Annotated in this window: 22 protein-coding genes and 1 pseudogene; 12 read left to right on the top strand and 11 right to left on the bottom strand. The window is 71.9% G+C overall.

Annotated elements, in window-relative coordinates; genetic code table 11:
- Window positions 1–180 precede the first annotated feature (180 nt).
- From WQO_RS22965 to WQO_RS22945, 5 genes are all read left to right on the top strand, one after another.
- On the top strand, window positions 181–1152 hold the full coding sequence (locus tag WQO_RS22965) for an SPFH domain-containing protein (protein ID WP_010063367.1): 972 nt from the start codon (window positions 181–183) through the stop codon (window positions 1150–1152).
- Window positions 1149–1448 carry a type II toxin-antitoxin system antitoxin gene (locus WQO_RS22960; protein ID WP_029182599.1) on the top strand — a complete coding sequence of 100 codons (300 nt, stop codon included), beginning with the start codon at window positions 1149–1151 and terminating at the stop codon, window positions 1446–1448. The genes WQO_RS22965 and WQO_RS22960 overlap by 4 nt, the downstream gene beginning before the upstream one ends.
- Window positions 1449–1560: 112 nt before the next feature.
- Window positions 1561–2085: a PadR family transcriptional regulator gene (locus WQO_RS22955; protein WP_010063369.1), complete on the top strand. Its 525-nt coding sequence runs from the start codon at window positions 1561–1563 to the stop codon at window positions 2083–2085.
- Window positions 2082–2768: an ABC transporter ATP-binding protein gene (locus tag WQO_RS22950; protein WP_010063370.1), complete on the top strand. Its 687-nt coding sequence runs from the start codon at window positions 2082–2084 to the stop codon at window positions 2766–2768. Before WQO_RS22955 ends, WQO_RS22950 begins: the two co-directional genes overlap by 4 nt.
- Window positions 2765–5164, top strand: a complete 2400-nt coding sequence (locus tag WQO_RS22945) for an FtsX-like permease family protein (protein WP_058954074.1) — start codon at window positions 2765–2767, stop codon at window positions 5162–5164. The genes WQO_RS22950 and WQO_RS22945 overlap by 4 nt, the downstream gene beginning before the upstream one ends.
- Before the next feature lie 61 nt (window positions 5165–5225).
- Here WQO_RS22945 and WQO_RS22940 read toward each other — a convergent pair whose 3' ends face one another.
- Window positions 5226–6218 carry a hydrogen peroxide-inducible genes activator gene (locus WQO_RS22940; RefSeq protein WP_010063374.1) on the bottom strand — a complete coding sequence of 331 codons (993 nt, stop codon included), beginning with the start codon at window positions 6216–6218 and terminating at the stop codon, window positions 5226–5228.
- A gap of 133 nt (window positions 6219–6351) precedes the next feature.
- Between WQO_RS22940 and WQO_RS22935 the strand changes: the two genes are divergently transcribed.
- Both WQO_RS22935 and WQO_RS22930 read left to right on the top strand, forming a co-directional pair.
- Window positions 6352–6906 carry a peroxiredoxin gene (locus WQO_RS22935; RefSeq protein WP_003966619.1) on the top strand — a complete coding sequence of 185 codons (555 nt, stop codon included), beginning with the start codon at window positions 6352–6354 and terminating at the stop codon, window positions 6904–6906.
- A gap of 12 nt (window positions 6907–6918) precedes the next feature.
- Window positions 6919–7452 carry an alkyl hydroperoxide reductase gene (locus WQO_RS22930; protein WP_010063375.1) on the top strand — a complete coding sequence of 178 codons (534 nt, stop codon included), beginning with the start codon at window positions 6919–6921 and terminating at the stop codon, window positions 7450–7452.
- Between the two features lie 96 nt (window positions 7453–7548).
- Here the strand turns inward: WQO_RS22930 and WQO_RS22925 are convergent, their stop codons facing one another.
- The 4 genes from WQO_RS22925 to WQO_RS22910 all read right to left on the bottom strand — a co-directional run bounded on the left by WQO_RS22925 (window position 7549) and on the right by WQO_RS22910 (window position 12610).
- Complete coding sequence (locus WQO_RS22925) at window positions 7549–8943, bottom strand: AI-2E family transporter (protein WP_010063376.1); 1395 nt, start codon at window positions 8941–8943, stop codon at window positions 7549–7551.
- Between the two features lie 146 nt (window positions 8944–9089).
- The gene (locus WQO_RS22920) at window positions 9090–9809 is read right to left on the bottom strand and encodes an aggregation-promoting factor C-terminal-like domain-containing protein (protein WP_010063377.1); all 720 of its coding nucleotides are present in this window, start codon (window positions 9807–9809) and stop codon (window positions 9090–9092) included.
- Window positions 9810–10198: 389 nt separating this feature from the next.
- Window positions 10199–11521 carry a PhoH family protein gene (locus tag WQO_RS22915; protein WP_010063378.1) on the bottom strand — a complete coding sequence of 441 codons (1323 nt, stop codon included), beginning with the start codon at window positions 11519–11521 and terminating at the stop codon, window positions 10199–10201.
- Between the two features lie 327 nt (window positions 11522–11848).
- Window positions 11849–12610: an isoprenyl transferase gene (locus tag WQO_RS22910; protein WP_010063379.1), complete on the bottom strand. Its 762-nt coding sequence runs from the start codon at window positions 12608–12610 to the stop codon at window positions 11849–11851.
- A gap of 262 nt (window positions 12611–12872) precedes the next feature.
- On the opposite strand from WQO_RS22910, the gene mgrA reads away from it, so the two are divergent.
- Entirely contained in the window at window positions 12873–13922 is a 1050-nt protein-coding gene (mgrA, locus tag WQO_RS22905; RefSeq protein ID WP_010063380.1) for an L-glyceraldehyde 3-phosphate reductase, read from the top strand.
- A gap of 481 nt (window positions 13923–14403) precedes the next feature.
- Window positions 14404–15256 (top strand): annotated as a pseudogene (locus tag WQO_RS22900) (DNA glycosylase AlkZ-like family protein).
- 188 nt (window positions 15257–15444) lie between these two features.
- Here the strand turns inward: WQO_RS22900 and WQO_RS22895 are convergent.
- From WQO_RS22895 to WQO_RS22885, 3 genes are all read right to left on the bottom strand, one after another.
- Complete coding sequence (locus WQO_RS22895) at window positions 15445–15891, bottom strand: hypothetical protein (RefSeq protein WP_010063381.1); 447 nt, start codon at window positions 15889–15891, stop codon at window positions 15445–15447.
- 137 nt (window positions 15892–16028) lie between these two features.
- Entirely contained in the window at window positions 16029–16853 is an 825-nt protein-coding gene (locus WQO_RS22890) for a class I SAM-dependent methyltransferase (RefSeq protein WP_010063383.1), read from the bottom strand.
- Between the two features lie 71 nt (window positions 16854–16924).
- Complete coding sequence (locus tag WQO_RS22885; RefSeq protein ID WP_058954073.1) at window positions 16925–17941, bottom strand: prepilin peptidase; 1017 nt, start codon at window positions 17939–17941, stop codon at window positions 16925–16927.
- 124 nt (window positions 17942–18065) lie between these two features.
- Here WQO_RS22885 and WQO_RS22880 point away from each other — a divergent pair, with 124 nt between their 5' ends.
- Entirely contained in the window at window positions 18066–18464 is a 399-nt protein-coding gene (locus WQO_RS22880) for a DUF192 domain-containing protein (RefSeq protein WP_029182601.1), read from the top strand.
- 76 nt (window positions 18465–18540) lie between these two features.
- Here the strand turns inward: WQO_RS22880 and WQO_RS22875 are convergent, their stop codons facing one another.
- Window positions 18541–19737: a glycosyltransferase family protein gene (locus WQO_RS22875; RefSeq protein WP_010063387.1), complete on the bottom strand. Its 1197-nt coding sequence runs from the start codon at window positions 19735–19737 to the stop codon at window positions 18541–18543.
- 334 nt (window positions 19738–20071) lie between these two features.
- On the bottom strand, window positions 20072–20668 hold the full coding sequence (locus WQO_RS22870) for a hypothetical protein (protein ID WP_010063388.1): 597 nt from the start codon (window positions 20666–20668) through the stop codon (window positions 20072–20074).
- Between the two features lie 310 nt (window positions 20669–20978).
- Between WQO_RS22870 and WQO_RS22865 the strand changes: the two genes are divergently transcribed.
- Window positions 20979–23018 carry a hypothetical protein gene (locus WQO_RS22865; protein ID WP_010063389.1) on the top strand — a complete coding sequence of 680 codons (2040 nt, stop codon included), beginning with the start codon at window positions 20979–20981 and terminating at the stop codon, window positions 23016–23018.
- Here WQO_RS22865 and WQO_RS37165 read toward each other — a convergent pair.
- Entirely contained in the window at window positions 23003–23125 is a 123-nt protein-coding gene (locus tag WQO_RS37165) for a hypothetical protein (RefSeq protein ID WP_257721863.1), read from the bottom strand. The two genes, WQO_RS22865 and WQO_RS37165, sit on opposite strands and share 16 nt — an antisense overlap.
- Before the next feature lie 19 nt (window positions 23126–23144).
- Here WQO_RS37165 and WQO_RS22860 point away from each other — a divergent pair, with 19 nt between their 5' ends.
- Window positions 23145–23717, top strand: a complete 573-nt coding sequence (locus WQO_RS22860; protein ID WP_010063390.1) for a hypothetical protein — start codon at window positions 23145–23147, stop codon at window positions 23715–23717.
- Window positions 23718–23797 lie beyond the last annotated feature (80 nt).

Here is a 23797-nt window from a genome sequence, read left to right as displayed (position 1 = left end):
ACCTGCCAGCTAACACCGACAGCAGGGACAAAAGACAAGCGATCCGGCCTTTTGCGGACGTGAGAATCAGCACCCGCCTCTACAGGAACCGACTCCCCAGGGGTGGACAAGGTTGCGAGAACCGATAATGTGTAATCACATTGCTAGCGCGGTGCGATACCGCGCCGAACGGGGGATCCCATGACCGGACAGCACGAGAACCACCACCCGGACGCCCCGGCGCCCGACCTCTCCATCGACGCTCCCGACATGCCCGAACCGCAGGTCAGGGAGGTCGTCGCGCATGCGATCCCGGGCGGCCTCGGGCTGCTCCTGACGGTGGTCGGGGTGTTCGCCGGGGCCGGTCTCGCCATCGTCGGCGGGGTGATCGGCGCGAACGGCAGCAACGCGGTCGGCGTCCCGCTCCTCATCCTCGGGGTGCTCCTGGTGCTCACCTCGTTCTTCTGCATGAGCGGTGTGAAGATGGTCGCTCCGGGCGAGGCCCGGGTGATCCAGCTCTTCGGCCGGTACGTCGGCACCATCCGCACCGACGGGCTGCGCTGGATCAACCCGCTGACCTCCAGCCAGAAGATCTCCACCCGCGTCCGCAACCACGAGACCGCCGTCCTCAAGGTCAACGACGCCTACGGCAACCCCATCGAGCTGGCCGCGATCGTCGTCTGGAAGGTCGAGGACACCGCCCAGGCACTCTTCGAGGTCGACGACTTCCTGGAGTTCGTCGCCACCCAGACCGAGGCGGCCGTCCGGCACATCGCCATCGAGTACCCGTACGACGCCCACGAGGAGGACGGCCTCTCGCTGCGCGGCAACGCGGAGGAGATCACCGAGAAGCTGGCCGCCGAGCTGACCGCCCGGGTGCAGGCGGCGGGTGTCCGGATCATCGAGTCGCGCTTCAGCCACCTCGCGTACGCCCCCGAGATCGCCTCCGCCATGCTCCAGCGCCAGCAGGCCGGCGCGGTCGTCGCGGCCCGCAAGCAGATCGTCGAGGGCGCGGTGGGCATGGTCGAGATGGCCCTGCACCGGATCGCCGAGCAGGACATCGTGGAGCTGGACTCCGAGCGGAAGGCGGCCATGGTCAGCAACCTCATGGTGGTGCTGTGCGGTGACCGCAGCGCCCAGCCGGTCCTCAACACGGGCACCCTCTACCAGTGACCGACCAGACGCCTCCCCGGCGGACGCCGGCGTCCCGGTCGCAGCAGCGCAAGCAGATGCTGCTGCGGCTGGACCCCGCGGTGCACGACGCGCTCGCCCGCTGGGCCTCCGACGAACTGCGCAGCGCCAACGCGCAGATCGAGTTCCTGCTGCGGCGGGCGCTCGCGGAGGCGGGCCGGCTGCCCGGGGCGGCGCGGCCGATCCCCCGGCGGGGGCGGCCGCCCAACCAGCCGCCCGGTCAGCTGCCGGAGGAGCCGGAGACCCCGCCCGGGACAGGCGGCCAGGACGCCCCGTAGCACCACACCCCCGGCACGTACCGACACAGCGACCCCGGCCCACCCCAAGGGCCGGGGTCGCCTTTCGGACGCGTATACATCGGGGGTATACACACCGTGTACAGTGCTCCTCATGTCTATCGGTCACACCCTCCTCGGGCTCCTGGAGTCCGGCCCCCGACACGGCTACGACCTGAAGCGGACCTTCGACGAGAAGTTCGGCCAGGACCGCCCGCTGCACTACGGCCAGGTCTACTCGACGATGTCCCGGCTCCTGAAGAACGGGCTCGTCGAGGTCGACGGCGTCGAGAGCGAAGGAGGCCCCGAGCGCAAGCGGTACGCCATCACCGACGCCGGGATCACCGATGTCTCGCAGTGGCTGGCGCAGCCCGAGAAGCCGGAGCCCTACCTCCAGTCGACGCTCTACACCAAGGTCGTCCTCGCGCTGCTGACCGACCGCAGCGCCGCCGACCTGCTGGACACCCAGCGCTCGGCACATCTGCGGATGATGCGCATCCTCACCGACCGCAAGCGCCAGGGCGACCTCGCCGACCAGTTGATCTGCGACCACGCCCTGTTCCACCTCGAAGCCGATCTGCGCTGGCTGGAACTGACCGCCGCCCGCCTCGACCAGCTCGCCAAGGTGGTGGCTCCGTGATTCCCGAAGGCTCCCTGCTCGCCGCGCACGATCTGCGCAAGACCTACGGTTCGACGCCCGCCCTGGACGGCGCGTCGTTCTCCGTGCACCCCGGCGAGGTCGTCGCCGTCATGGGCCCCTCCGGCTCCGGCAAGTCGACGCTGCTGCACTGTCTGGCCGGGATCATCACACCCGACTCCGGCACCATCACCTACGCGGGCCGCGAGCTGTCCGCGATGTCCGACGCCGAGCGCAGCGCCCTGCGCCGCAGCGACTTCGGCTTCGTCTTCCAGTTCGGCCAGCTCGTCCCCGAGCTGACCTGTGTGGAGAACGTCGCCCTGCCGCTGCGGCTCAACGGCGTGAAGCGCAAGGCCGCCGAGCGCACCGCGCTGGAGTGGATGGAGCGCCTGGAGGTCGACGACCTCAGGTCCCAGCGCCCCGGCGAGGTCTCCGGCGGGCAGGGCCAGCGGGTCGCCGTGGCCCGCGCGCTGGCCGCGTCGCCGAAGGTGATCTTCGCGGACGAGCCGACCGGCGCCCTGGACTCGCTCAACGGCGAGCGGGTGATGGAGCTGCTCACCGAGGCCGCCCGGTCCGCCAACGTGGCCGTGGTCCTGGTGACCCACGAGGCCCGGGTCGCCGCCTACTCCGACCGTGACGTCACCGTGCGCGACGGCCGCGCCCGGGATCTGGAGCACGCGGTATGACGCTGCTCGACTCCCGTACGGCCCCGCCCGCCGCACCGGAGAGCCCGGCCCCGCCCTCGCGCGGCGCGGCGGCCCTCCGCGACCTCGGCCTCGGCGTCCGGTTCGCCGCCGCCGGTGGCCGCGAGGGCTGGATCCGCACGCTGCTGACCGCCGTCGGCGTCGGCCTCGGTGTGGCGCTGCTGCTGCTCGCCTCCTCCGTACCGCACATGCTCGACGAGCGGAACGCGCGCGAACAGGCCCGCAGCGAGCCGCGGATCTCCGACTCACCGGACACGAACGCCGCGACGTCGGACAGCTCGGTGGTGCGGATCAACGCCACGTCCGAGTACCGGGACCGGACGGTCGCCGGGTATCTGATGCGCGCGGACGGTTCGGCGCCGGTCCTGCCGCCGGGCGTCGACCGCTTCCCGGCGGCGGACACCATGGTGGTCTCCCCCGCGCTGAAGGAGCTGCTGGCCGACCCGGGCAACGAGCTGCTGCGCGAGCGGCTGCCGTACGAGATCACCGGAACGATCGGGGACGCCGGGCTGCGCTCCCCCAACGAACTCCTCTACTACGCGGGCAGCGACACCCTGACGCCCGCGAAGGGCGGTCACCGCATCGACGGGTACGGGGACTCCCGCGAGGGCGATCCCCTGCCGCCGCTGCTGATCGTGCTCGTCGTCATGGTCTGCGTCGTGCTGCTGGTGCCGGTGGCGATCTTCATCGCCACCGCCGTGCGCTTCGGCGGCGACCGCCGCGACCGCCGGCTGGCCGCGCTGCGCCTGGTCGGTGCGGACATCCGGACGACCCGGCGGATCGCCGCCGGGGAGGCGATGTTCGGCGCACTGCTCGGGCTGCTGATCGGTCTGGCGTTCTTCCTGATGGGCCGGTTGTTCGTCGGCTCGGTGGAGATCTGGGACGTCAGCGCGTTCCCCGCCGACCTGGTCCCCGACCCCCGGCTCGCCCTCCTCATCGTGGTGGCGGTGCCCCTGACCGCCGTCCTCGTCACCCTGGTCGCGATGCGGTCCGTGGTGATCGAGCCGCTCGGCGTCGTACGCCGGGGCCGCGAGCGGGGACGCCGGCTCTGGTGGCGGCTGCTGATGCCCGCGGCCGGTCTCGCGGTGCTCGCCGTGACGGGCCGCACCAACGGGTACGAGCCGGTGAACCCCTTCGCCATAGCCTCGGGCGCGGTCCTGGTGCTGGTGGGTCTCGCGCTGCTGCTGCCCTGGCTGGTCGAGACCTGTGTGAACCGGCTGCGCGGCGGCCCGGTGCCGTGGCAGCTCGCCACCCGCCGGCTCCAGTTCAGCAGCGGGGCCGCGTCCCGCGCGGTCAGCGGGGTGACGGTCGCGGTGGCCGGGGCGATCGCCCTGCAGATGCTGTTCGCCGCGATGAACGCCGACTTCCACCAGGCGACCGGCCAGGACCCCTCGCGGGCCCAGTTCGCCGCGTACTCCGAGGACGTCACCGGCGAGGCCGCCACCTCCGCCATCGAACAGTTCCGTGCCACCCGGGGGGTGGAGGCGGTGATCGGCTCGGTGGAGGCGTACGCGACCAAGCCCGGGAGCTACACGGACGACGAGATCCAGCCCACCACCTCGCTGACCGTCGGCACCTGCGCGACCCTGCGCGAACTGGCCCGCATCGACCGGTGCGAGGACGGCGACGCGTTCGTCGTCCACCCCCCGGGCGACAAGGGTCAGGCCGACTGGGTGGACGAGACCGCGCGCAAGGGCAGGACCGTCCTGATCGGCGAGGGCATGGGCCGCAAGCCGTTCCGGTGGACGCTGCCCGCCGACACCGAGACCGTCATGGGCCGCAAGGACCCGATGGGCGAAACCCACTTCGGGATCATGGCGACCACGGGCGCGCTGGACGCGGGCAAGCTGCCCGGCGCCACGATCGTCGCCCAGATCCGGGTCGACGAGAGCGTGCCGGACGTCGCCGAGCACGTACGCAACACGGCGATCAGGATCGACCCCGGGATGCGCTTCAGCGAGCTGAATCCGGTGGCGCGCGACCGTCAGTACGAAAGCGTGCAGAGCGGCCTCCAGGTCGGGGCGACCGTGGTCCTGCTGCTGATCGCCGCGTCCATGCTGGTCTCCCAGCTGGAGCAGTTGCGTGAGCGCAGGCGGCTGCTGTCGGTACTGGTCGCCTTCGGCACCCGGCGCTCCACGCTCGGCTGGTCGGTGCTGTGGCAGACCGCCGTGCCGGTGGCGCTCGGGCTGGTGGTCGCGGTCGCGGGTGGTCTGGGGCTCGGCGGGACGCTCGCCTGGATGATCAGCAAGTCGGTGGCCGACTGGTGGCTGTTCTGGCCGATGGTGGGCGCCGGTGGTGCGCTGATCGCGCTGGTGACGCTGCTGTCGCTGCCGCCGCTGTGGCGCCTGATGCGCCCGGAGGGGCTGCGCACCGAGTGACCTCCGCGTGATCGGCGTACGGCCGGGGCTCCTGGGAACAGGAGCCCCGGCCGTACGCGCCTCACTCCTGGTCGGGGCGGTCCACCGGCCGCACCGGCAGCGGCTTCATCGCCTCGCGCAGGGCGCCCGCGAGCTCCTCGAACTCGCCGCCCCGCGCCGACCCGGTCCGCATCGCCAGCGCCACCCGCCGGGTGGGCGCCGGGTGGGCGAAGTACCCGGTGGCGAGCGCGTCGTTACGGCCGGTCTCCACCGTCACCGCGGTGCGCGGCAGCAGCGTCACGCCGAGCCCTCCGGCGACCAGTTGCACGAGGGTGGAGAGCCCGGCGGCGGTGGTGGTGACCGGCGCGCCCTGGGTGCGGCCGGCCTCGCGGCAGATGTCCAGGGCCTGGTCGCGCAGGCAGTGCCCCTCGTCCAGGAGCAGCAGCGGCAGTTCGCGCAGTGCGTCCCGGGGGATGTCCGCGCGGCCGCCGAGCCAGTGGTCCTGCTCCATGACCAGCACGAAGTCCTCGTCGAAGAGCGGGATCTCGGTGACGCCCGGCACTCCGAGCGGCACGGCGAGCAGCAGCAGGTCGAGCCGCCCGGCGGCGAGCCCTTCGAGCAGCGAGGAGGTCTGCTCCTCGTGGACCTGGAGGTCGAGGTCCGGGTAGCGCTCGTGGACGAGACGGAGCACGGTGGGCAGGAGATACGGGGCGACGGTCGGGATCACGCCGAGCCGGAGGACTCCGGTGAACGGGGCCCGGACCGCCTCCGCCTCCTCCATCAGCGCGGCGACGGCCTCCAGGACCACCCCGGCCCGCACCGCGAGCCGCTCCCCCGCGGGCGAGAGCAGCACCTTGCGCGTCGTACGCTCGATGAGCTGGACACCCAGTGCCTCCTCCAGGGTGGACACCGCTCCGGAGAGTGCCGGCTGACTCATCCCGATTGCTGCCGCCGCGTCCCGGAAGTGCAGATGTTCCGCCACGGCTGTGAAGGCCCTCAACTGGGACAGGCTGGGCTGCTTGACCGGCGACTTACCGGACTGCTTGGGGCGTACGCCCTGATTCACCTGGGTCACTGATAGGTACCTCCGATCATCCGGACCGAGTGTAGCTATTTCTGTGATCAATGCACTCTGTGCCAGGGTAGGAGCCGTCCAACCCTCAGGAAGACCCTCAAAAAGGGAATTCCAGACGTTGCAAGGAGAGCGCGTGCTCACTGTCGGTGACAAGTTCCCCGAGTTCGACCTGACTGCTTGTGTCTCGCTGGAGAGCGGCAAGGAGTTCGAGCAGATCAACCACAAGACCTACGAGGGCAAGTGGAAGATCGTCTTCGCGTGGCCGAAGGACTTCACCTTCGTGTGCCCGACGGAGATCGCCGCCTTCGGCAAGCTGAACGAGGAGTTCGCCGACCGCGACGCGCAGATCCTGGGCTTCTCCGGTGACTCCGAGTTCGTGCACCACGCCTGGCGCAAGGACCACCCGGACCTGACCGACCTGCCTTTCCCGATGCTGGCCGACTCGAAGCACGAGCTCATGCGTGACCTCGGCATCGAGGGCGAGGACGGCTTCGCCCAGCGCGCCGTCTTCATCGTCGACCAGAACAACGAGATCCAGTTCACGATGGTGACCGCCGGTTCCGTGGGCCGTAACCCCAAGGAGGTCCTGCGGGTCCTCGACGCCCTGCAGACCGACGAGCTGTGCCCGTGCAACTGGACCAAGGGCGAGAACACCCTCGACCCGGTCGCGCTCCTCTCGGGCGAGTGAGCTGATACCGACATGGCTCTCGACGAACTGAAGTCCGCCGTCCCGGACTTCGCCAAGGACCTGAAGCTGAACCTCGGTTCGGTCATCGGCAACAGCGACCTCCCGCAGCAGCAGCTGTGGGGCACCGTCCTGGCCTGCGCGATCGCCTCGCGCTCGCCGAAGGTGCTGCGCGAGCTGGAGCCCGAGGCGAAGGCCAACCTCTCGGCCGAGGCGTACACCGCGGCGAAGTCGGCCGCCGCGGTCATGGCGATGAACAACGTCTTCTACCGGACCCGGCACCTGCTGTCGGACCCGGAGTACGGCACGCTCCGTGCGGGCCTGCGGATGAACGTCATCGGCAACCCGGGCGTGGAGAAGATCGACTTCGAGCTGTGGTCGCTCGCCGTCTCCGCGATCAACGGCTGCGGCCAGTGCCTGGACTCGCACGAGCAGGTGCTCCGCAAGGCCGGCGTGGACCGCGAGACCATCCAGGAAGCCGTCAAGATCGCTTCGGTGATCCAGGCGGTCGGTGTGACCCTCGACGCCGAGGCCGTACTCGCCGAGTAGTGACACCGCACCACCCCTGATACACCCTGGTACGAGAAGAGCCCCGAGGACGACCGACCGTCCCCGGGGCTCTTTCGCGTGCTCCCGTCCGCCCCGCTACTCCTGCGGCGGCGGGTTCTCCTTCGGGCGTTCGGCCGGGGCGTCCTGCGGGCCCGGACCGGGTGGCGCGGGCGCGGCCCCGGCGGGCACCGGGTTCATCGAGAGAGCCGTGGACCCGGTGCGCCCGCCGCTCTCGCCCGGGGGCCCCGGCGTAGCGTACGAACGCAGGTAGCCCACGACCGTGTTGGTCACCGCGACCAGTGGTACGGCCACCACCGCGCCGCCGATGCCCGCGACCAGGCCGCCCGTCGCCACGGCGAGGACCACCGCGAGCGGGTGCACCCGGACGGCGCGGCCGAGGATGAACGGCTGCAGGATGTGGCCCTCGATCTGCTGCACCGCCAGGACCACCACCAGCGCCCACAGGGCTGTCCACACGCCTTCGGTGACCAGGGCGACGACCACGGCGAGCGCTCCGGAGACCACGGCGCCGACGAGCGGGATGAAGGCGAACAGGAAGATGAAGACGGCCAGCGGCACCGCGAGCGGCACGTTCAGGACGTAGAGGCCGAGGCCGATGAAGATGGCGTCGATCAGGGCGACGAGCACCGTGCCGCGCACATAGGCGGTCAGGGTGCGCCAGGCGCGCGGTCCGGCCCCGGCGACGCCCGGACGGGCGGCGGCGGGCACCAGCTTGAGCGACCACTCCCAGATGCGGCGGCCGTCGTAGAGCAGGAACAGCGTCGAGAACATCGCCAGCAGCAGCCCGGTGAGGAACTCCACCATCACCGTGACGCCCTGGAGCCCGGCGGAGGTGATCTCCTCGGTGTTGGTGCCGATGGTGTCGCTGAGGTTCTTGGCGATGTCGTTGATCTGCGACTCGGTGACGTGGAACGGGCTGTCGAGCGCCCAGCGCTTCAGCTCGTCGATACCGTCCCGGACCCGGTCGGAGAGCGTGTCGAGGTTCTCCATCACCTGCCACACCACGAACCAGCCGACCAGGCCGATGATGACGAACCCGAGGACGGCGGTCACGGCGGTGGCGAGCCCGTGCGGCAGCCCGAACCGCTTGAGCCGGACCACCGTGGGCTGGAGCATCGCGGTGATGAGCAGCGCGGCCGAGAAGGCGAGCACCACGAGCTCCACGGCGGTGATCACCCGCATCAGCACCCAGAGGGTCCCGGCGAGGACGAGGAGGCGCCAGCCGGCCTCCGCGGCGACCCGCATGCCCCACGGGATCGCCGCCACCGGATCCGGCTTGGCGGCGACCGAGGGGGCGTAGCTGGGGGGCGCGGGCACCTGCCCCGGTTCCTCGTCGGCGTCGGGGACGGCCCCCTTCACCGTGAACGGTTCATCGTCGGCGGCGGCTCTCGCCCGACGCTCGTCCAGGCGTGCGCCCAGCTCCGTCAGTTCGGACCCGAAGCGGCCCAGCCAGCCCGGCAGTTTTGACATGCTCTCTTTCCTTCCCCCATCTGGGCTTCCCAGCGCTCCGGGTTCACCAGGAAGTGACCGTACAACGCGCGAGGCCCCTCACCGTCTGGACGGTGAGGGGCCTCGCGGGGTTGAGAGGGCGGCGTGTGAACTTCCGCCCGCTTCCCCTAATACCAGTTGTTGGCCTGCCAGAAGGACCAGGCGCCGCACGGGGAGCCGTAACGGCTGTCCATGTAGCTGAGGCCCCACTTGATCTGGGTGGCCGGGTTGGTCTGCCAGTCGGCGCCGGCGGACGACATCTTGGAGCCCGGGAGCGCCTGCATCAGACCGTACGCCCCGGAGGACGGATTGGTCGCGCGGTAGTTCCAGGTCGACTCGTGGTTCACGATGTTGCTGAAGCACTGGAACTGGTCGGCGGGGACCATCTGACGGGCCATCGCCTGGACCTGGGCCACGGAGTACGAGCCCTGGGCCGCGAACGAGGAGGCGTCGCGGACGGAAGAGCGGCTGGCGCGCTCGGACTCTTCCTTTTCCTTCTTCTCCGCCTCGGCCTTGCGCTCGGCCTCGATCCGGTCCTCGGCCGCCTGCTTCTTGGACTTCGCGTCCTTGGCTGCCTGGAGGCGGGCGGATTCCTCGGCCGACTTCTTCGCGGCGGCGTCGGCCGCGGACGCCTGGGCGTCGGCCTGCTGCGTCAGCGAAGCGGTCTGGACCTGGGCCTGCTGGCCCGCGGGGATGTCTGCGAGCAGCGTGGTGTCGGCTGCGACCGCCTCGAAGTTGTTGTCGTCGGCGGCAGGTGTGCCGCCCGCAGCAACGCCTACGACGGCGCCTACGGTGGTGACCGCGGTGGCGGATGCCACGGCGAACCCCCGGACCGAGATCCGGCTCACATGGTGTCCTTCCAGCATCGCCCGCTTAGGTGACCTCGCGGGCGCGTTCGTGCCCCTGACACTGGCCTCCCTACTGCGTGGGTCACGGGAGGCACGGGCCCGATGGGCAACCCCGGTGAGGAGGCTGCCGCGTGGTGCTCGCGGGCGGCATACGGGCGTCTTGTGTTGAGTTGTGTGGTGCGTGGCGCCTCTGGAGGTGCCCAAGTGCCGTATGCGGGGCCTGACGGAAGCAAGACTCTGCCGGACGGGGACGCGTGGAGGCAATTCTGTGTTGCGTGGGAAACGTCACACCCCGTTTGGTCCATCGGTTTTGCGGAAATGACGGCGCAGCACAATGCCGCCCGGCTAAGCTCCTTGGCTCGCCGGGCGGCATCAATGGGACATGCAGGTCAGATGTGCCCCTCCTCCAGCATTTCGGTCACCAGCGCGGCGATCTGCGAACGCTCCGACCGCGTGAGCGTGACGTGCGCGAACAGCGGATGGCCCTTCAGCTTCTCGACGACGGCGACGACTCCGTCGTACCGGCCGACCCGGAGGTTGTCCCGCTGCGCCACGTCGTGGGTGAGCACGACACGCGAATTCGCCCCGATTCGGGACAACACGGTCAGCAGAACGTTTCGTTCGAGCGACTGCGCCTCGTCGACGATCACGAACGCGTCGTGCAGCGAGCGGCCGCGGATGTGGGTGAGCGGCAGGACCTCCAGCATCCCGCGCCCGAGCACCTCCTCGATGACCTCGCGCCCGGCGACCGCCGAGAGCGTGTCGAAGACCGCCTGCGCCCAGGGGCTCATCTTCTCGGCCTCGCTGCCGGGGAGATAGCCGAGCTCCTGCCCGCCCACCGCGTACAGCGGGCGGAAGACCATCACCTTCTTGTGCTGCTGCCGCTCCAGCACGGCCTCCAGGCCCGCGCAGAGGGCCAGCGCGGACTTGCCGGTGCCCGCGCGTCCGCCGAGCGACACGATGCCGACGTCGCTGTCGAGGAGGAGGTCGAGCGCGATCCGCTGCTCGGCGCTGCGCCCGTGGATGCCGAAGGCCTCCCGGTCGCCCCGCACGAGGCGGACGTTGCCCTCGGCCGTCACCCGGCCCAGCGCCTTGCCGCGCTCGGACTGGAGGACCAGGCCGGTGTGGACGGGCAGTTCGGCGGCCTCGGGGACGTACAGCGTCTCCTCGCTGAACAGCAGGTCGATCTGTTCCCCGGCGAGGGACAGTTCGCTCATACCGGTCCAGCCGGAGTCCGTGATGGCGAGCTCGGCGCGGTACTCCTCGGCGAGGAGGCCGACGGAGGACGCCTTGATACGGAGGGGCAGGTCCTTGGAGACGACCGTGACGTCGTACCCCTCGGCCTGGAGGTTGCGTGCGACCGCGAGGATCCGTGAGTCGTTGTCCCCCAGCCGATAGCCGGCGGGCAGTATGCCGGGATCGGAGTGGTTGAGTTCGACACGGAGCGACCCGCCCAGGTCCCCGAGCGGGATCGGGGCGTCCAGCCGGCCGTACCGGACCCGGAAGTCGTCCAGCAGGCGCAGGGCCTGGCGGGCGAAGTAGCCGAGCTCGGGATGGTGCCGTTTGGCCTCCAGCTCCGTGACCACCACGATCGGCAGCACGACTTCGTGCTCGTCGAAGCGGGCCATGGCGCCGGGGTCGGCCAGCAGGACGCTGGTGTCGAGAACGTATGTGCGCCGGTCGGGCATGCGGCGCTTGATGCTGTTCACCACGGAAGGACGTACCCCCTCGGACGAGGTCGGGGAGTGCGACGGACGGTCGCGGAGCTTCCCGAAGGGAGAGGACGGACCGGGATCGGGCCCTCGTGCGCGGGCCTGACCACGGCCACCGCGTCGGCCGCACGCTGTGTACGGTCCTTCGTGTGCAAAGGGCCTCCCGGGCGAGCGGACTGGGTGCCGCTCACTTGGTGACGACATCCGCCTGGTTGATGACCGGATGTCGACCTGTCAGGGGTATTCCCTATTCGAACCGAAGCCATGCCGCCGCATATGACACGGTGGGGAGAAGTCCCGGTGGCCGCCCGATGACGCCCTGGTGGTTCAGGCCCCGTAACGCCGGTGCCTGGCCGCGTAGTCGCGCAGCGCCCGCAGGAAGTCGACCTTGCGGAAGGCCGGCCAGAAGACCTCGCAGAAGTAGTACTCCGAATGGGCGCTCTGCCAGAGCATGAAGCCGGAGAGCCGCTGCTCGCCGCTCGTCCGGATCACCAGGTCGGGATCGGGCTGGCCCCGGGTGTAGAGGTGCTCGGAGATCAGGTCGGTGGAGACGACCTCGGCCAGCTCCTCGAAGCTGGTGCCCTTCTCCGCGTGCTCCAGGAGCAGCGAGCGCACCGCGTCCGCGATCTCCTGACGGCCGCCGTAGCCGACGGCGACATTGACGATTATCCCGTCGATTCCGGACGTCGCCTCCTCGGCCTCCTTGAGGACCGTCTGCGTCTCCGGCGGGAGCAGGTCGAGCGTGCCGACGTGGTGGACGCGCCAGCGGCCGTCCGCGGCGAGGTTGCGCACGGTGTTCTCGATGATGCCGAGCAGCGGCTTCAGTTCGTGCTCGGGCCGGTCGAAGTTGTCCGTGGAGAGCATCCAGAGGGTGACGACCTCGACATCGGTCTCATCGCACCAGCCGAGCAGTTCGGAGATCTTGTCCGCACCGGCCTGGTGGCCCTGCACGGCGGAGCCGCCGGAGGCCTTGGCCCACCGCCGGTTGCCGTCGAGGATGACCCCGATGTGCTTCGGCACCTGGTCGTGGTCCAGGCGGCCTTCCACCCGGCGCGCGTAGAGCCTGTACACCAGGTCGCGGAAGTTCACTGCGTTCACCCTCTCGGTTCCGTACGGGCCGGGGCCCGCCCTCCCCGTCGCCGGGGGCAACAGGGGACGTCCCCCGCAGGGGTCGCCGCACGACCCGCGCCGCTCGCACACTCCCTGGGCGGTCCGCGCCTTTACCACCGGCACGGGCCGCGCGGGCCATCGCCGCGCCGCACATCGGCATTCCCCGAAGCCGCCACATTACTGCGAGCGGGTCACCAGGGCCCAACCCGGTCTGTCACAACTCCGTGATAAGCAGAGAAACGTGACTGATTACCTCTCCCCCGACCTGTACTACCGTGCCGCCCCCTCGCGCTACGACTCCATGGAGTACCGCCGGACCGGGCGCAGCGGCCTCAAGCTGCCCGCCCTGTCGCTCGGCCTGTGGCACAACTTCGGCGACGATCGGGCGCTGGACTCCCAGCGGGCGATCCTGCGCCGCGCCTTCGACCTCGGGGTGACCCACTTCGACCTGGCCAACAACTACGGCCCGCCGCCCGGCTCGGCCGAGCTGAACTTCGGCAAGCTCTTCGCCCAGGACTTCGCTCCGTACCGTGACGAACTGGTCATTTCCACCAAGGCCGGCTATCTGATGCACCCCGGCCCGTACGGCGAGTGGGGCTCCCGGAAGTACCTGCTGTCCTCGCTCGACGCCTCCCTGAAGCGGATGGGCCTGGACCACGTCGACATCTTCTACTCGCACCGCTTCGACCCGGACACCCCGCTGGAGGAGACGATGGGCGCCCTGGCGTCCGCCGTCCAGCAGGGCAAGGCGCTGTACGTGGGCGTCTCCTCGTACAACGCGGAGCAGACCGCCGAGGCGGCCGGGCTGCTCAAGGAGATGGGCGTCCCGGCCCTGATCCACCAGCCGTCCTACTCCATGATCAACCGCTGGATCGAGGACGACGGGCTGCTCGACACCCTGGAGGCGGCCGGGATGGGCTGCATCTCCTTCGTGCCGCTCGCCCAGGGCCTGCTCACGAACAAGTACCTGAAGGGCATCCCGGAGGGCTCGCGCGCCACCCAGGGCAAGTCGCTGGACCCCGGCCTGCTCTCGGACGAGGTCCTGCGCCGGCTGCGCGGACTGAACGACATCGCGCAGGGCCGCGGCCAGTCGCTCGCCCAGCTCGCCATCGCCTGGGTGCTCCGCGACAGCCGGATGACCTCGGCGCTGATCGGCGCGTCGAGCGTGCAGCAGCTGGAGGAGAACGTGGCGGCCCTCGCGGGTCCGGCGCTCACCGCCGAGGAGCTGAAGGAGATCGACAGCTTCGCCGTGGACACGGCCGGGACCAACATCTGGGCCGGTCGCGGCTGACGTCGGCTCAACGGGGCCCGCGCGGAAGGAAGAACGGGAGCGGTCCGGGGCCGCTCCCGGGCCGCGCTGCGGCTCCGGTGCCCGACCGCACGGCGGCGACTGCGGCTCCGGTGCCCGACCGCACGGCGGCGACTGCGGCTCCGGTGCCCGACCGCACGGCGGCGCCGGTGCCGGCCCATGAAAAACGGGCCGGTCCGTGGGGGGGGATACGGACCGGCCCGAGGGGGGGTTTCCACCATAACCCTTCGTAAGTGCCAACGCGTGCCACGCCACTCCATCATTACTCTCCGCATATGCCAGACTCCGTTGCGGGCAGGCCCCGCCCCACGTCGGCACCGGCTTCGGGGCCCGTTCCCGGCCCGTTATCGGCCTCCGTATCGAGGGGTCGCCGGGTGCCGCCGCCTTGACGCGGCCGGGGCGCACACGCCGTGGGGCACGGAAGAGGTCAGGAGCTGACCGCAAGGGCCTCTAGGTTCGGGGCATGACGACACCCCCCGCGCTCGGGCCCGCTGCCGTGACCGTGACCTGGGCCGGGGCGAACGCCCGGCGGCTGGCCCGGCAGCACCTCCACCCGGACGCCGCCGCCACCGCGTCGCCCTTCGCCGAGCCTGGCGACGCGGTGGCCGCGATGCTCGGCGCGCACGCCCAGGTGCTGTCGGCGGCCGAGCTGTCGGTGGGGCTGCGCGGGGCGGGATGACCCGTACGGACGTCCGTACGGCGCTGTGGACCGACCGACCCTGGTGAAGACGTTCGGGCCGCGCGGCACGGTCCATCTGCTGCCCGCGGCGGACCTCCCGCTGTGGACCGGGGCCCTCTCCGCCGTACCGACGGGCCCGACCCCCTTCCCCGGGAACGCCCGGATGACCCCGGACCGGGTGGAGGCGGTCGTCGCGGCGGTCGGGGACGCGCTGACCGGGGCGGAGCTCACGATCGACGAGGTGACGTTCGGGGAGGACGGGCCCGCGTGGGTGGCCGCGGGCGACACGGACTTCCCGGACGCGCCGGTGCGGGGGGGGCGCCTGCTCCCCTACTTCGACGCGTTCGCCATCGCCTCGGCCCCCCGCGAGCGGCTGTTCCCGGGCGCGGCGTGGGAGCGGGCTCTCGGCGGCGGGCAGGCGGGGAACTTCCCGGTGCTGCTGGTGGACGGCGTGGTGGCGGGCGTCTGGCACCAGCGCCGCTCGGGCCGCCGGATCGCGGTGACGGTGGAACCGCTGAAGCCGCTGTCCGGGGCGCGGCTGCGGGACCTGGAGGAGCAGGTGGAGCGGGTCGCCGGGATCATGGAGGGGACGGCGGAGCTGACGGTCGGCCAGGTGACGGTGGGGCCGCACGCGTAGGGGCGGGGGGGGCGTGCGTACGGGGGTGAGGGCGTACGGGGGTGAGGCGGGTGTGCGGAGGCGGGATCGCGGGCGGAGGTGGGTTCGCGGGCGGAGGCTCGGCCTGTACGTCTCCGGGGCGCGGGGTGAGGCGGGTGCGCGGGGTGAGTACGGTGCGCGGGCGGGGGCGGGGGCTCAGCCTGTACGCCTCAGGGGCGCGGGACGAAGCGGATCGCCATCGTGTCTCCGGCGATCACCACGAAGTCCCCTTCCTCGCACCGGATGACGGCCTGGAGCACCTCGCCGCCGTCGTCCCTGACCTCCTGGGTGCCGACGACCGTCCACGCTCCCCCGTACGGCACCGGCGGCAGGAGCGCGGGCGGCGCGTGGTGCCACTGGCTCGCCGGGACGCACCAGTCGGGTAACCGCGGCCAGCTGCCCGGGGTGACGCGCAGCGTCCGGTCGGAGGCACAGGTCAGCAGGACGGACTGGTCCTCCGCGAGGACGAACTCGACGGCTTCGGGCTCACCCGCCCGGCCCTCGGGCCGGTAGTAGACGCCGAGGACGGCGGTGATCCTGGCCCCCGTGAGCCAGTCGGCGTTGCCGGGCCGCGCGCGCCCGGCGGGCCCCGCACAGTCTTCCCTCTCCACGGTCATGCCGCTCCCACTCCTTCACTGTGCGTGCCCCCTCGCAGGGTAGGACGGCGGCCCGCACGATCCCGTTGCCTCCGGGGCACGGCTGAACTGACGTACGGAGTAAGCAGGTTGACCTGTGGTGCGGGATTCGGCCAACGTCACCGGGGCTTGCGGGCTTCGACCAGGAAGCGGGCGGTGCGGGCGAGGAACGGCCCCTCCTTCTCGATCTTCCGGTGCAGCGCGGCCAGTTGGGGGCGGTACTGCTCGACGGTGAAGCCGGGCACCATCCAGATCACCTTGCGCAGGAAGTAGACCACCGCGCCGATGTCGCGGAACTCGGTGCGCAGGGCCTCGGAGCGCAGGTCGACCACCTCCAGACCGGCCGCGGTCGCGGCGGCCCGCGCGTCCTCGGGGTGCCGGGCACGACGGACCTCGGGCGGCTGCGGGCCGAGGAAGTACTCCACGAGTTCGAACACGCTGGCCGGTCCGACCTGCTGGGAGAAGTACGTACCGCCGGGGGCGAGCACGCGCGCGATCTCCTCCCACCACGTGGTGACCGGATGGCGGCTGACCACGAGGTCGAAGGCGGCGTCCCCGAAGGGCAGCGGCGGCTCGTCCTCGTCGGCGACGACAACCGCCCCGAGCGGGTGCAGCAGGGCGGTGGCGCGGGCGATGTTGGGCGGCCAGGCCTCCGTGGCCACGGTGACCGGCGGCAGCTTCGGCGCGGAGGCCAGCACCTCGCCGCCCCCGGTCTGGAGGTCGAGCGCGGCATGGGCCCGGCCGAGCCGCTCGGCCATCGCGCGGGCGTACCCCCAGGAGGGACGTTCCTCGGTGGCGCGGCCGTCGAGCCAGGAGAAGTCCCACCCGTCCACGGACACGGCGTCGGCCTCGGCCACGAGGGCCTCGAACCGGTCGCGGGAGGCCGCGGAGTCGAACGTGAGGGCGGAGGCGGAGTCGGAGTCGGGGGTGGTGGGTTCAGGCATACCGGAATCGTGTCAAACAGGCCCGGAGGACGCGAACGGATTCCGTCCCGGCCCGCGAGGCTCGCCCCTGCTCACCCGGCGAGGGCCCCCAGCAGCACTCCGGTCAGCGCTCCGGCGATCATGAACGGGCCGAACGGGATGCCGGTCCTGCGCCCCGCCCGGCGCAGGAGGACGAGGGCGAGTCCGTACGCCGCCCCGAACAGGAACCCGGCGAACCCGCCCACGAACAGCACGGTCCAGCCGTACCAGCCGAGGGCGACGCCCAGGGCGAGGGCGAGCTTCACATCGCCGAAGCCCATGCCGTTCGGGTTGATCAGGAAGAGCAGCAGGTAGAAGCCCCCGAGGGCCAGGCCGCCCAGCAGCCCGGAGGTCCAGGACCCGGCGTGCCCGGGGAGCAGGGCCGCCCCGCCGAGCAGCAGGACGGCCCCGGCCGCGAGGGGCAGGGTCAGCGGGTCGGGCAGCCGGTGGACCCGCCGGTCGACGACGGCGAGGAGCACGGCGACGGGGGCCAGCGCCAGCCACCCGACGAGCTCGGGCCGGGCCCCGGTGGCAGCGGCGAGCGCGACACAGGCGAGGACGGTGACGAGGGGGGCGAGGGTGGTGGGGGCGTAGGCGGAGGTCGTGGGGGTGTCCGTGGTCCGCGGTTCCGGGGGTTCCGGGGTGGGCGTTTCCGACGCCGGAGCTCCGGGGGCGGGCGTTTCCGACGCCGGAGCTCCGGGGGCGGGCGTTTCCGACGCCGGGGCTTCCGGGCCGGGTGCTTCCGAAACCGGGGCTCCCGGGGCGGGCGCTTCCGAAACCGGAGCTTCCGGGCCGGGTGCTTTCGAAGCCGGGGCCCCCGGGCCTGGCGCTTCCGAAGCCGCGGTTCCCGGGGCGGGCGTTTCCGGGACTCGGGCGGCCGGGGCGGCGCACGGTGCGCACCGGGCCGGGCCGAGCCAGCCGCGGGCCGGGCCGGTGAGCGGGTGGCCGGCGGGGCACGCCGTGCGCCAGGGCTCCTCCGGCTCGACGGCGAACCGGTAGGCGGCACGCGGGATCAGCAGTCCGGTGGCGGCACCCCAGACCGCGGCGAGGGCGAGCAGCACGGCGTCCACGGGGTGACCCTAACGGGCCTCGGGACCTGGGGTCTTGGGCCCGGGGGCCCAGAGCGGCCGGCCGGGACCCAAGCGTCGCGGTTCCGGGTCCGGGGGCGTCCGCCGGGGGCTACGGTCGGTGCCCATGAGGACATGGCGCGATGGCGACGGGACGCTGACGGTCGGCACGGACTCGGGGGCCGGGGCAGGGGGGCAGGCGGTGCCGCTGCGGATAGCCGCCTCGTACCGGGCCCGTACCAAGGGACTGCTCGGGCGGGACGGGATCGAGGGGGCGATGATGCTCACCCCGTGCGGGAGCGTGCACACCTTCCGGATGCGGTTCCCCATCGATGTGGCGTACCTGGACCGGAAGTTCACGGTCCTGGCGGTCACCACGATGAAACCGGGCCGCCTCGGGCTGCCCCGGCTGCGGGCCCGGCACGTGGTGGAGGCGGAGGCCGGGGCGATGGAGCGGTGGGGGGTGCGGCCGGGCGTACGGCTGGAGCTGAAGGCGGCGTCGGCCACCGCGCCGGACACGGCCTAGGAGCGCGGGCTCACGGCGGGCCCGCGCCCGGGCAGGTTCGGCGTCACGGCGGGCCCACGGTCCGGACGGCGCGGCCCTACGGCGGGCCCGCGCCCAGCAGGGTCCAGGCGCCGTAGGCCGCTGACGCGCAGGCGAGGGCGGCGAGCACGGCGCCCGTGCGGCCCGTGGTGCGCAGCCGCAGCAGGGCGACGGCCGGCGGGAGCAGCAGCGGGAAGGCGGGCATCATCAGCCGCGGCCGGGAGCCGAAGTATCCGGCGCCGATCAGCGAGATGACGACGATCGTGATGGCGTAGACGAGCACGGGGAGCGGTTGCCGCTGCCGTACGCAGAGGACCACCAGCCACCCCAGCAGCCCGAGCGCCGCGCACAGGCCGAGGGCGGCGGGCCACGGCAGCCCGGCGATGAAGGCGGCGAGCGCGCGGCCGCCGTCGATGTTGTTGCCCCACTGCGCCTGGACATCGAAGTAGGCGACCGGGCTGCCCTCGCGTACGGCCACGAACACCACGTACGCCAGCCAGCCCAGCGGTGCGAGCGCCACGCCCGCGATCATCCGGGCGTTGCGGCGGAGCACCGGGCCGGCGCGGCGCTCGTCGCGGTACTCCCGTACGAGGGTGACGGCGGAGGTGATCGCCAGGGCCGCGATGAGGGCGGCCGCCGAGGGCCGGGTGAGCCCCGCAAGAACGCAGAGCGCGCCCGCGACGATCCAGCGGCCCTTGAGGACGGCGTACAGCGCCCAGGCGGCGAGCGCGGTGAACAGCGTCTCGGTGTACGCCATCGACTGGACGAACGCCGTCGGGTAGACGCCCCACAGCGCGGCCAGCACCACCCCCGTACGCCGTCCGCGCAGCTGGGAGCCGACGGCGAAGATGCCCCAGGCGGCGAGCAGCCCGGCGGTCCAGGCGACCAGGAGCCCGGCGCCGCCGAGGGTGAGCGGAGTCACGGCGGAGACGGCGCGTTCCAGGGCCGGGAGTAGCGGGAAGAACGCCAGATCGGAGTGGACGGAGCCGTCCGGGAGGGTGACGGTGTAGCGGTAGCCGTGCTCGGCGATGCGCTGGTACCAGACGGAGTCCCAGCGTCCGCTGAGCGGCCCCAGGGGGTCCTTCCCGGCGGCGGAGGCGGCCGCCCAGAAGGCCAGGAGCCCCAGGGCCCGCACGGCGGCGTAGACCGCGAGCGCGGGCGCGGCGGCCCGGAACGCGGCGGCGGCCCGGGACCCGCCGGGAGTGCGGGGGGCCGGGTCGGCGGGCGTCCGGGTGCGGAGCTGGTGATCGGACATACGGCCGATTATGACGTCGGCGAGGGGTGCGCTGAGCCACGGGCGGCGGGAGGGCCGGGGTGAGAACGGCTGTCGCCAGGGGTCCGGGCAGGGGTCCGGGCCCGCGTCCGGCAGGGGTCCGGGCCCGCATCCGGCTGGGGCCCGGGCCCGCATCCGGCTGGGGCCCGGGCCCGCATCCGGCTGGGGTCCGGGCGATCGGCCGGCAGGGGTCCGGGCGATCGGCCGGCAGAGGGCCCGGCGGGCGTCCGGCAGGGTCAGGACCGGCGTCCGGCAGGGGTCCGGCAGAAGTGCGGGCGGTCCCCGGCCCCCCGTACCGGCCGGGGCCGCCCGGCTCTCAGACGCCGTCCAGCACCTCGTTCCCGAACACTTTCCACGGCGACATCTCCACCGCGTCCATCACCGCCAGTTGCGGGTGCCGGGCCGCCGTCTCGTCCCGTACGGCGACGGTGTCCGGCCAGGCCTCCAGGTGCGCGGCGCCCTCGATGACGACACCGTCCCAGTCGGTGGCGGCCGTAGCGCCGGCCCGGTCGACGACGAAGCCGATGCACAGCACCGAGGCCCGTCCGACGGTCCGCCGGATGGCGCCCACCGCGTGCTCCCGCTCCGGCTCGGGCAGCTCCCCCACGGAGAACTCGACGGCGACGACTCCGGCCCGGGCCCGCCGGATGCGCACCAGGAGGTCGAGACCCCCGTCCGTCCACAGCCGGAACCCGACCTCGTGCAGCCGTTGGAGACCGGCGAGGGACAGCAACTGCTCGCGGGTGACGGGTGAACGAGCCCCGAGGGAAGCGGAGTCGAGGCTGACGAGCACCGTGCGGCCGGTCACCGGGTGCACCGGACGGAGCCCCTCGGCCTCCAGGTCGCCCAGCAGGGTGCGGGCGTCCAGTTGGGTCCAGCCGAGGTGGTACGAGTAGAAGAATCCGGCACCCACCGACGCCCACCCCCATCGCTCTCGCTCCTCGCGATCGCTCTCATTCTTCGCGATCGCTCTTGTTTCTTCGCGCGGCGTCGTGGTCGGCGACCCCGGCACTCCCGAGCGTACTGAGCGGCGGCCGGGACTGCGTGGGCCCACGGACCCACGGCCGGCCCCAAGCGGAACGGCCACCGCGCCCCGGCACAACACCTCTGACATGGGCAGGACTTGGGCCCGGCTTTGGGACCGGGGGCCCGGGCCGTGGCAGCTTTTCGGCCGTACGCTCTCGGCCGTCGGCAACACGCGCGGGTCGAGGAGAGGGTGCACCGTGAGCGGTGACGGGGGCGCAGACCGGGGCCGGGCCCGGGGAGACCGGAGCGCGGGGCACATACCGCTGGGACACCACGGCATCGCCGCCTCCGGTGTCCCGTACCGGCCCCAACAGGGCAGCCGCTTCTTCGCGTTGACCCGGAGCTGGGTGATCGGCGGCCTGGTCTACCTCGCTCTCGGGTTCGTCATGAGCCGGGTCCTGGTCGACCTGCTGGCCACCGAGGAGCGGCTGGAGACGTTCGGCTGGCGGCTGGCCCTGCTCCACCTGCCCGCCCTCGTCGTGACGCTGCTGACGGTGCTGGCGGCGACCCGCGTCCTTCCCGAGGAGCACCGCGAGTCCTCCCGCACGGTGTATCTGCTCGCGGCCCTGCCCGTACCGCTGGCAGGGCTGCTGTACGGCTTCGCCGTCGCGGGGGACGTCATCGGCATCGAGGGCGTCCTCATGCCCGCCGTGTCACTGGCGGCGGGCGCGGCGTCGGGGGTGGCCGTCGACCGGCTGCTGGAGGAGCGCGCCACGCGCACCCCGGAGCCGCCCCGGTACGCGTACAACTGGCGGGACAGCGGCGCGACGGCGATGGAGTACCTGGGGCTCGTCGTCCTCGTCACGATGCTGATCGGCGCGATGGCGATGGCCGGGGTCGGCGGCAAGATCGGGGAGCGGCTGCGGTGTGCGATCAGCTCGCTGGCCGGTGGCGGCGGCTCCTGTGCGTCCGGCGGCCAGGACCCCGAGGCGAAGCCGAAGACGGACGCGGACTACGAACCGAAGATGTGCCAGGTCTCCAGCATCTCGGACACGGCGGGCGGGAAGGTCAAGATCGGCTGGTTCGAGTGGGGCGAGGAGTACGGCTTCCAGCAGAAGGTCTCCCAGGCCGGCACCGATGTGAACGGCGACGGCACGGTCGACGGCAAGGACAAGGTCGTCTCGATGACGTTCACCGACGCCGCGTCCGCCGGGGCCACCGCCAGCACGCCGGGCGTCAAGCTCGGCAGCCTGGGCAAGGCGGATGTCGACATCGGCGGCGGCATCAAGATCACCAACGGTGACACCTGGATCTTCGCGAGCGAGGAGGAGGCTCAGCGGATGCGGGACGACATCGAGGAGATGAAGATGTGGGAGACCTCCACCAAGCACAGCGGCGGCTACGGCGGCGGCTGGTACTCCGCGATGAAGTGGGCGGAGAAGAAGGAGGACATCGAGAAGAAGATCGGCGACAAGAAGATCTCCTACTCGACCGTCGGCCTCAACGCCTATGCGGACGGCGGCCTCTCCGTCAAGGGCGGCGACGAGGACGAGCTGGGCGCGAAGCTGGGCGGCAAGGCGACGTTCTCGCCCGAGGTGACGATCACCAAGGACGATGTGAACGGCAACGAGTCGTCCACGTACACCGCCAAGCTCGAACTGGAGGGCAAGGCGGGCGGGAACGTGGGCCCGGTCAAGGGCACGGTGGGCGGCAAGCAGAACCGTACCGGCGCCATCACCGTCACGCGCGACCAGAAGACCGGGAAGATCGTCCGTATCGACATGACGCAGACCGTGGAGAGCGGTTCGACGTCCGGCAAGGTCGAGGTCGGCGGCGACAACGGCGAGAGCGGCCAGGACAAGCGGGGCGGCAAGGGCAGCGCGTCGGACTCCTCGGGCGAGACGGGCATCGACGTCGTGACGAACTCGATCGTCTTCGGCAAGGACACGGACGCGGCGACCGAGGCCAAGCGGGGCATCGCCGAACAGTGGCTGGACGGCTCCGGCAACAACACGGCCCCCTTCGAGTACCTCTTCGGCGACCACGGCATGGAGAACCGCCCGGACGGCAACGACCCGTTCCAGCAGCTGATGTTCGAGGACGGGCTGTCCAGCACCATGCGGTACACGGGCGAGAGCGACGCCCAGGAGTTCGGCTTCGAGATCTCGCTCGGGATGAGCCTCGGGTTCTCGCTCTCCACGGAGGAGAAGAAGGAGACGCTGACGGACGCACAGTTCCTCGGGGCGCCGCGGGGCGACGCGCGCACGTATCTTCCGTACAGCTACTGCGCGAACTGAACGGCGGTGACGGAGTCGATGAGTACGGCGATGAGTACGGCGATGGGCCGGACGATGAGTACGTCGATGAGGACCAGGACGCGGAGCACGCGGAGCACGCAGAGCACGCGGAATGCTCCGGGGCGGATGACGGCTGTCGCCGTGGCCGTCGCGGTGGCGGCCGTGCTGCTGACCGGATGCGGCGGCGACGCGGACAAGGCGTCCGTACCCGAGGGCTGGGGCACCCTGGAGACCGGCAGCCTGAGCGTCGGCTACCCGAAGAGCGAGGGGTACGCGGAGCAGCCTGCGGGCGAGCGGGCCAAGGCCAACGCGGCCGTCGCGCTCAAGGAGGAGGACGGCATCCGGACCGGCATGGTCTCGGTCCAGCTGGACTTCGCCACGGGCGTGCACGACGCAGCCGGGGCGGCGGCAGCGGCGGGCGCCGGCATCGGCCTCAACTCCACCCGCAAGGCGACGGACGACGTCCGCCTCGCGGGCCCGGAGGACGCCGGCGAAGCCCGCGAAGCACGCCGGATCGACTACGACTTCACGGCGGACGGCCAGGAGGACACCCCGAACAGGGGGACACCGATGACCGGGGTCCTGGTCGCGGGGGTGGACGCGAAGGGCGTTCCGTTCGTGGTGCGTCTGAACGCGGTGAAGGACGCGGTGGACGCGGAGGACCTGGACGCGTTCGTGGGGTCGATCACGGTGAAGTAGGGCTGGAGGGGCATGGAGAGGGGCGCTGGGGACGTTGTTCCCTCTGCCGACCACCTTCTGGGCCGTCTTCTGGAGGAGAC

It is taken from the genome of Streptomyces globisporus C-1027, assembly GCF_000261345.2.
Lineage (GTDB): Bacteria > Actinomycetota > Actinomycetes > Streptomycetales > Streptomycetaceae > Streptomyces > Streptomyces pakalii.
Note: the sequence above shows the minus strand (reverse complement) of the source record. Positions and strands in the feature narration are given on the sequence as shown.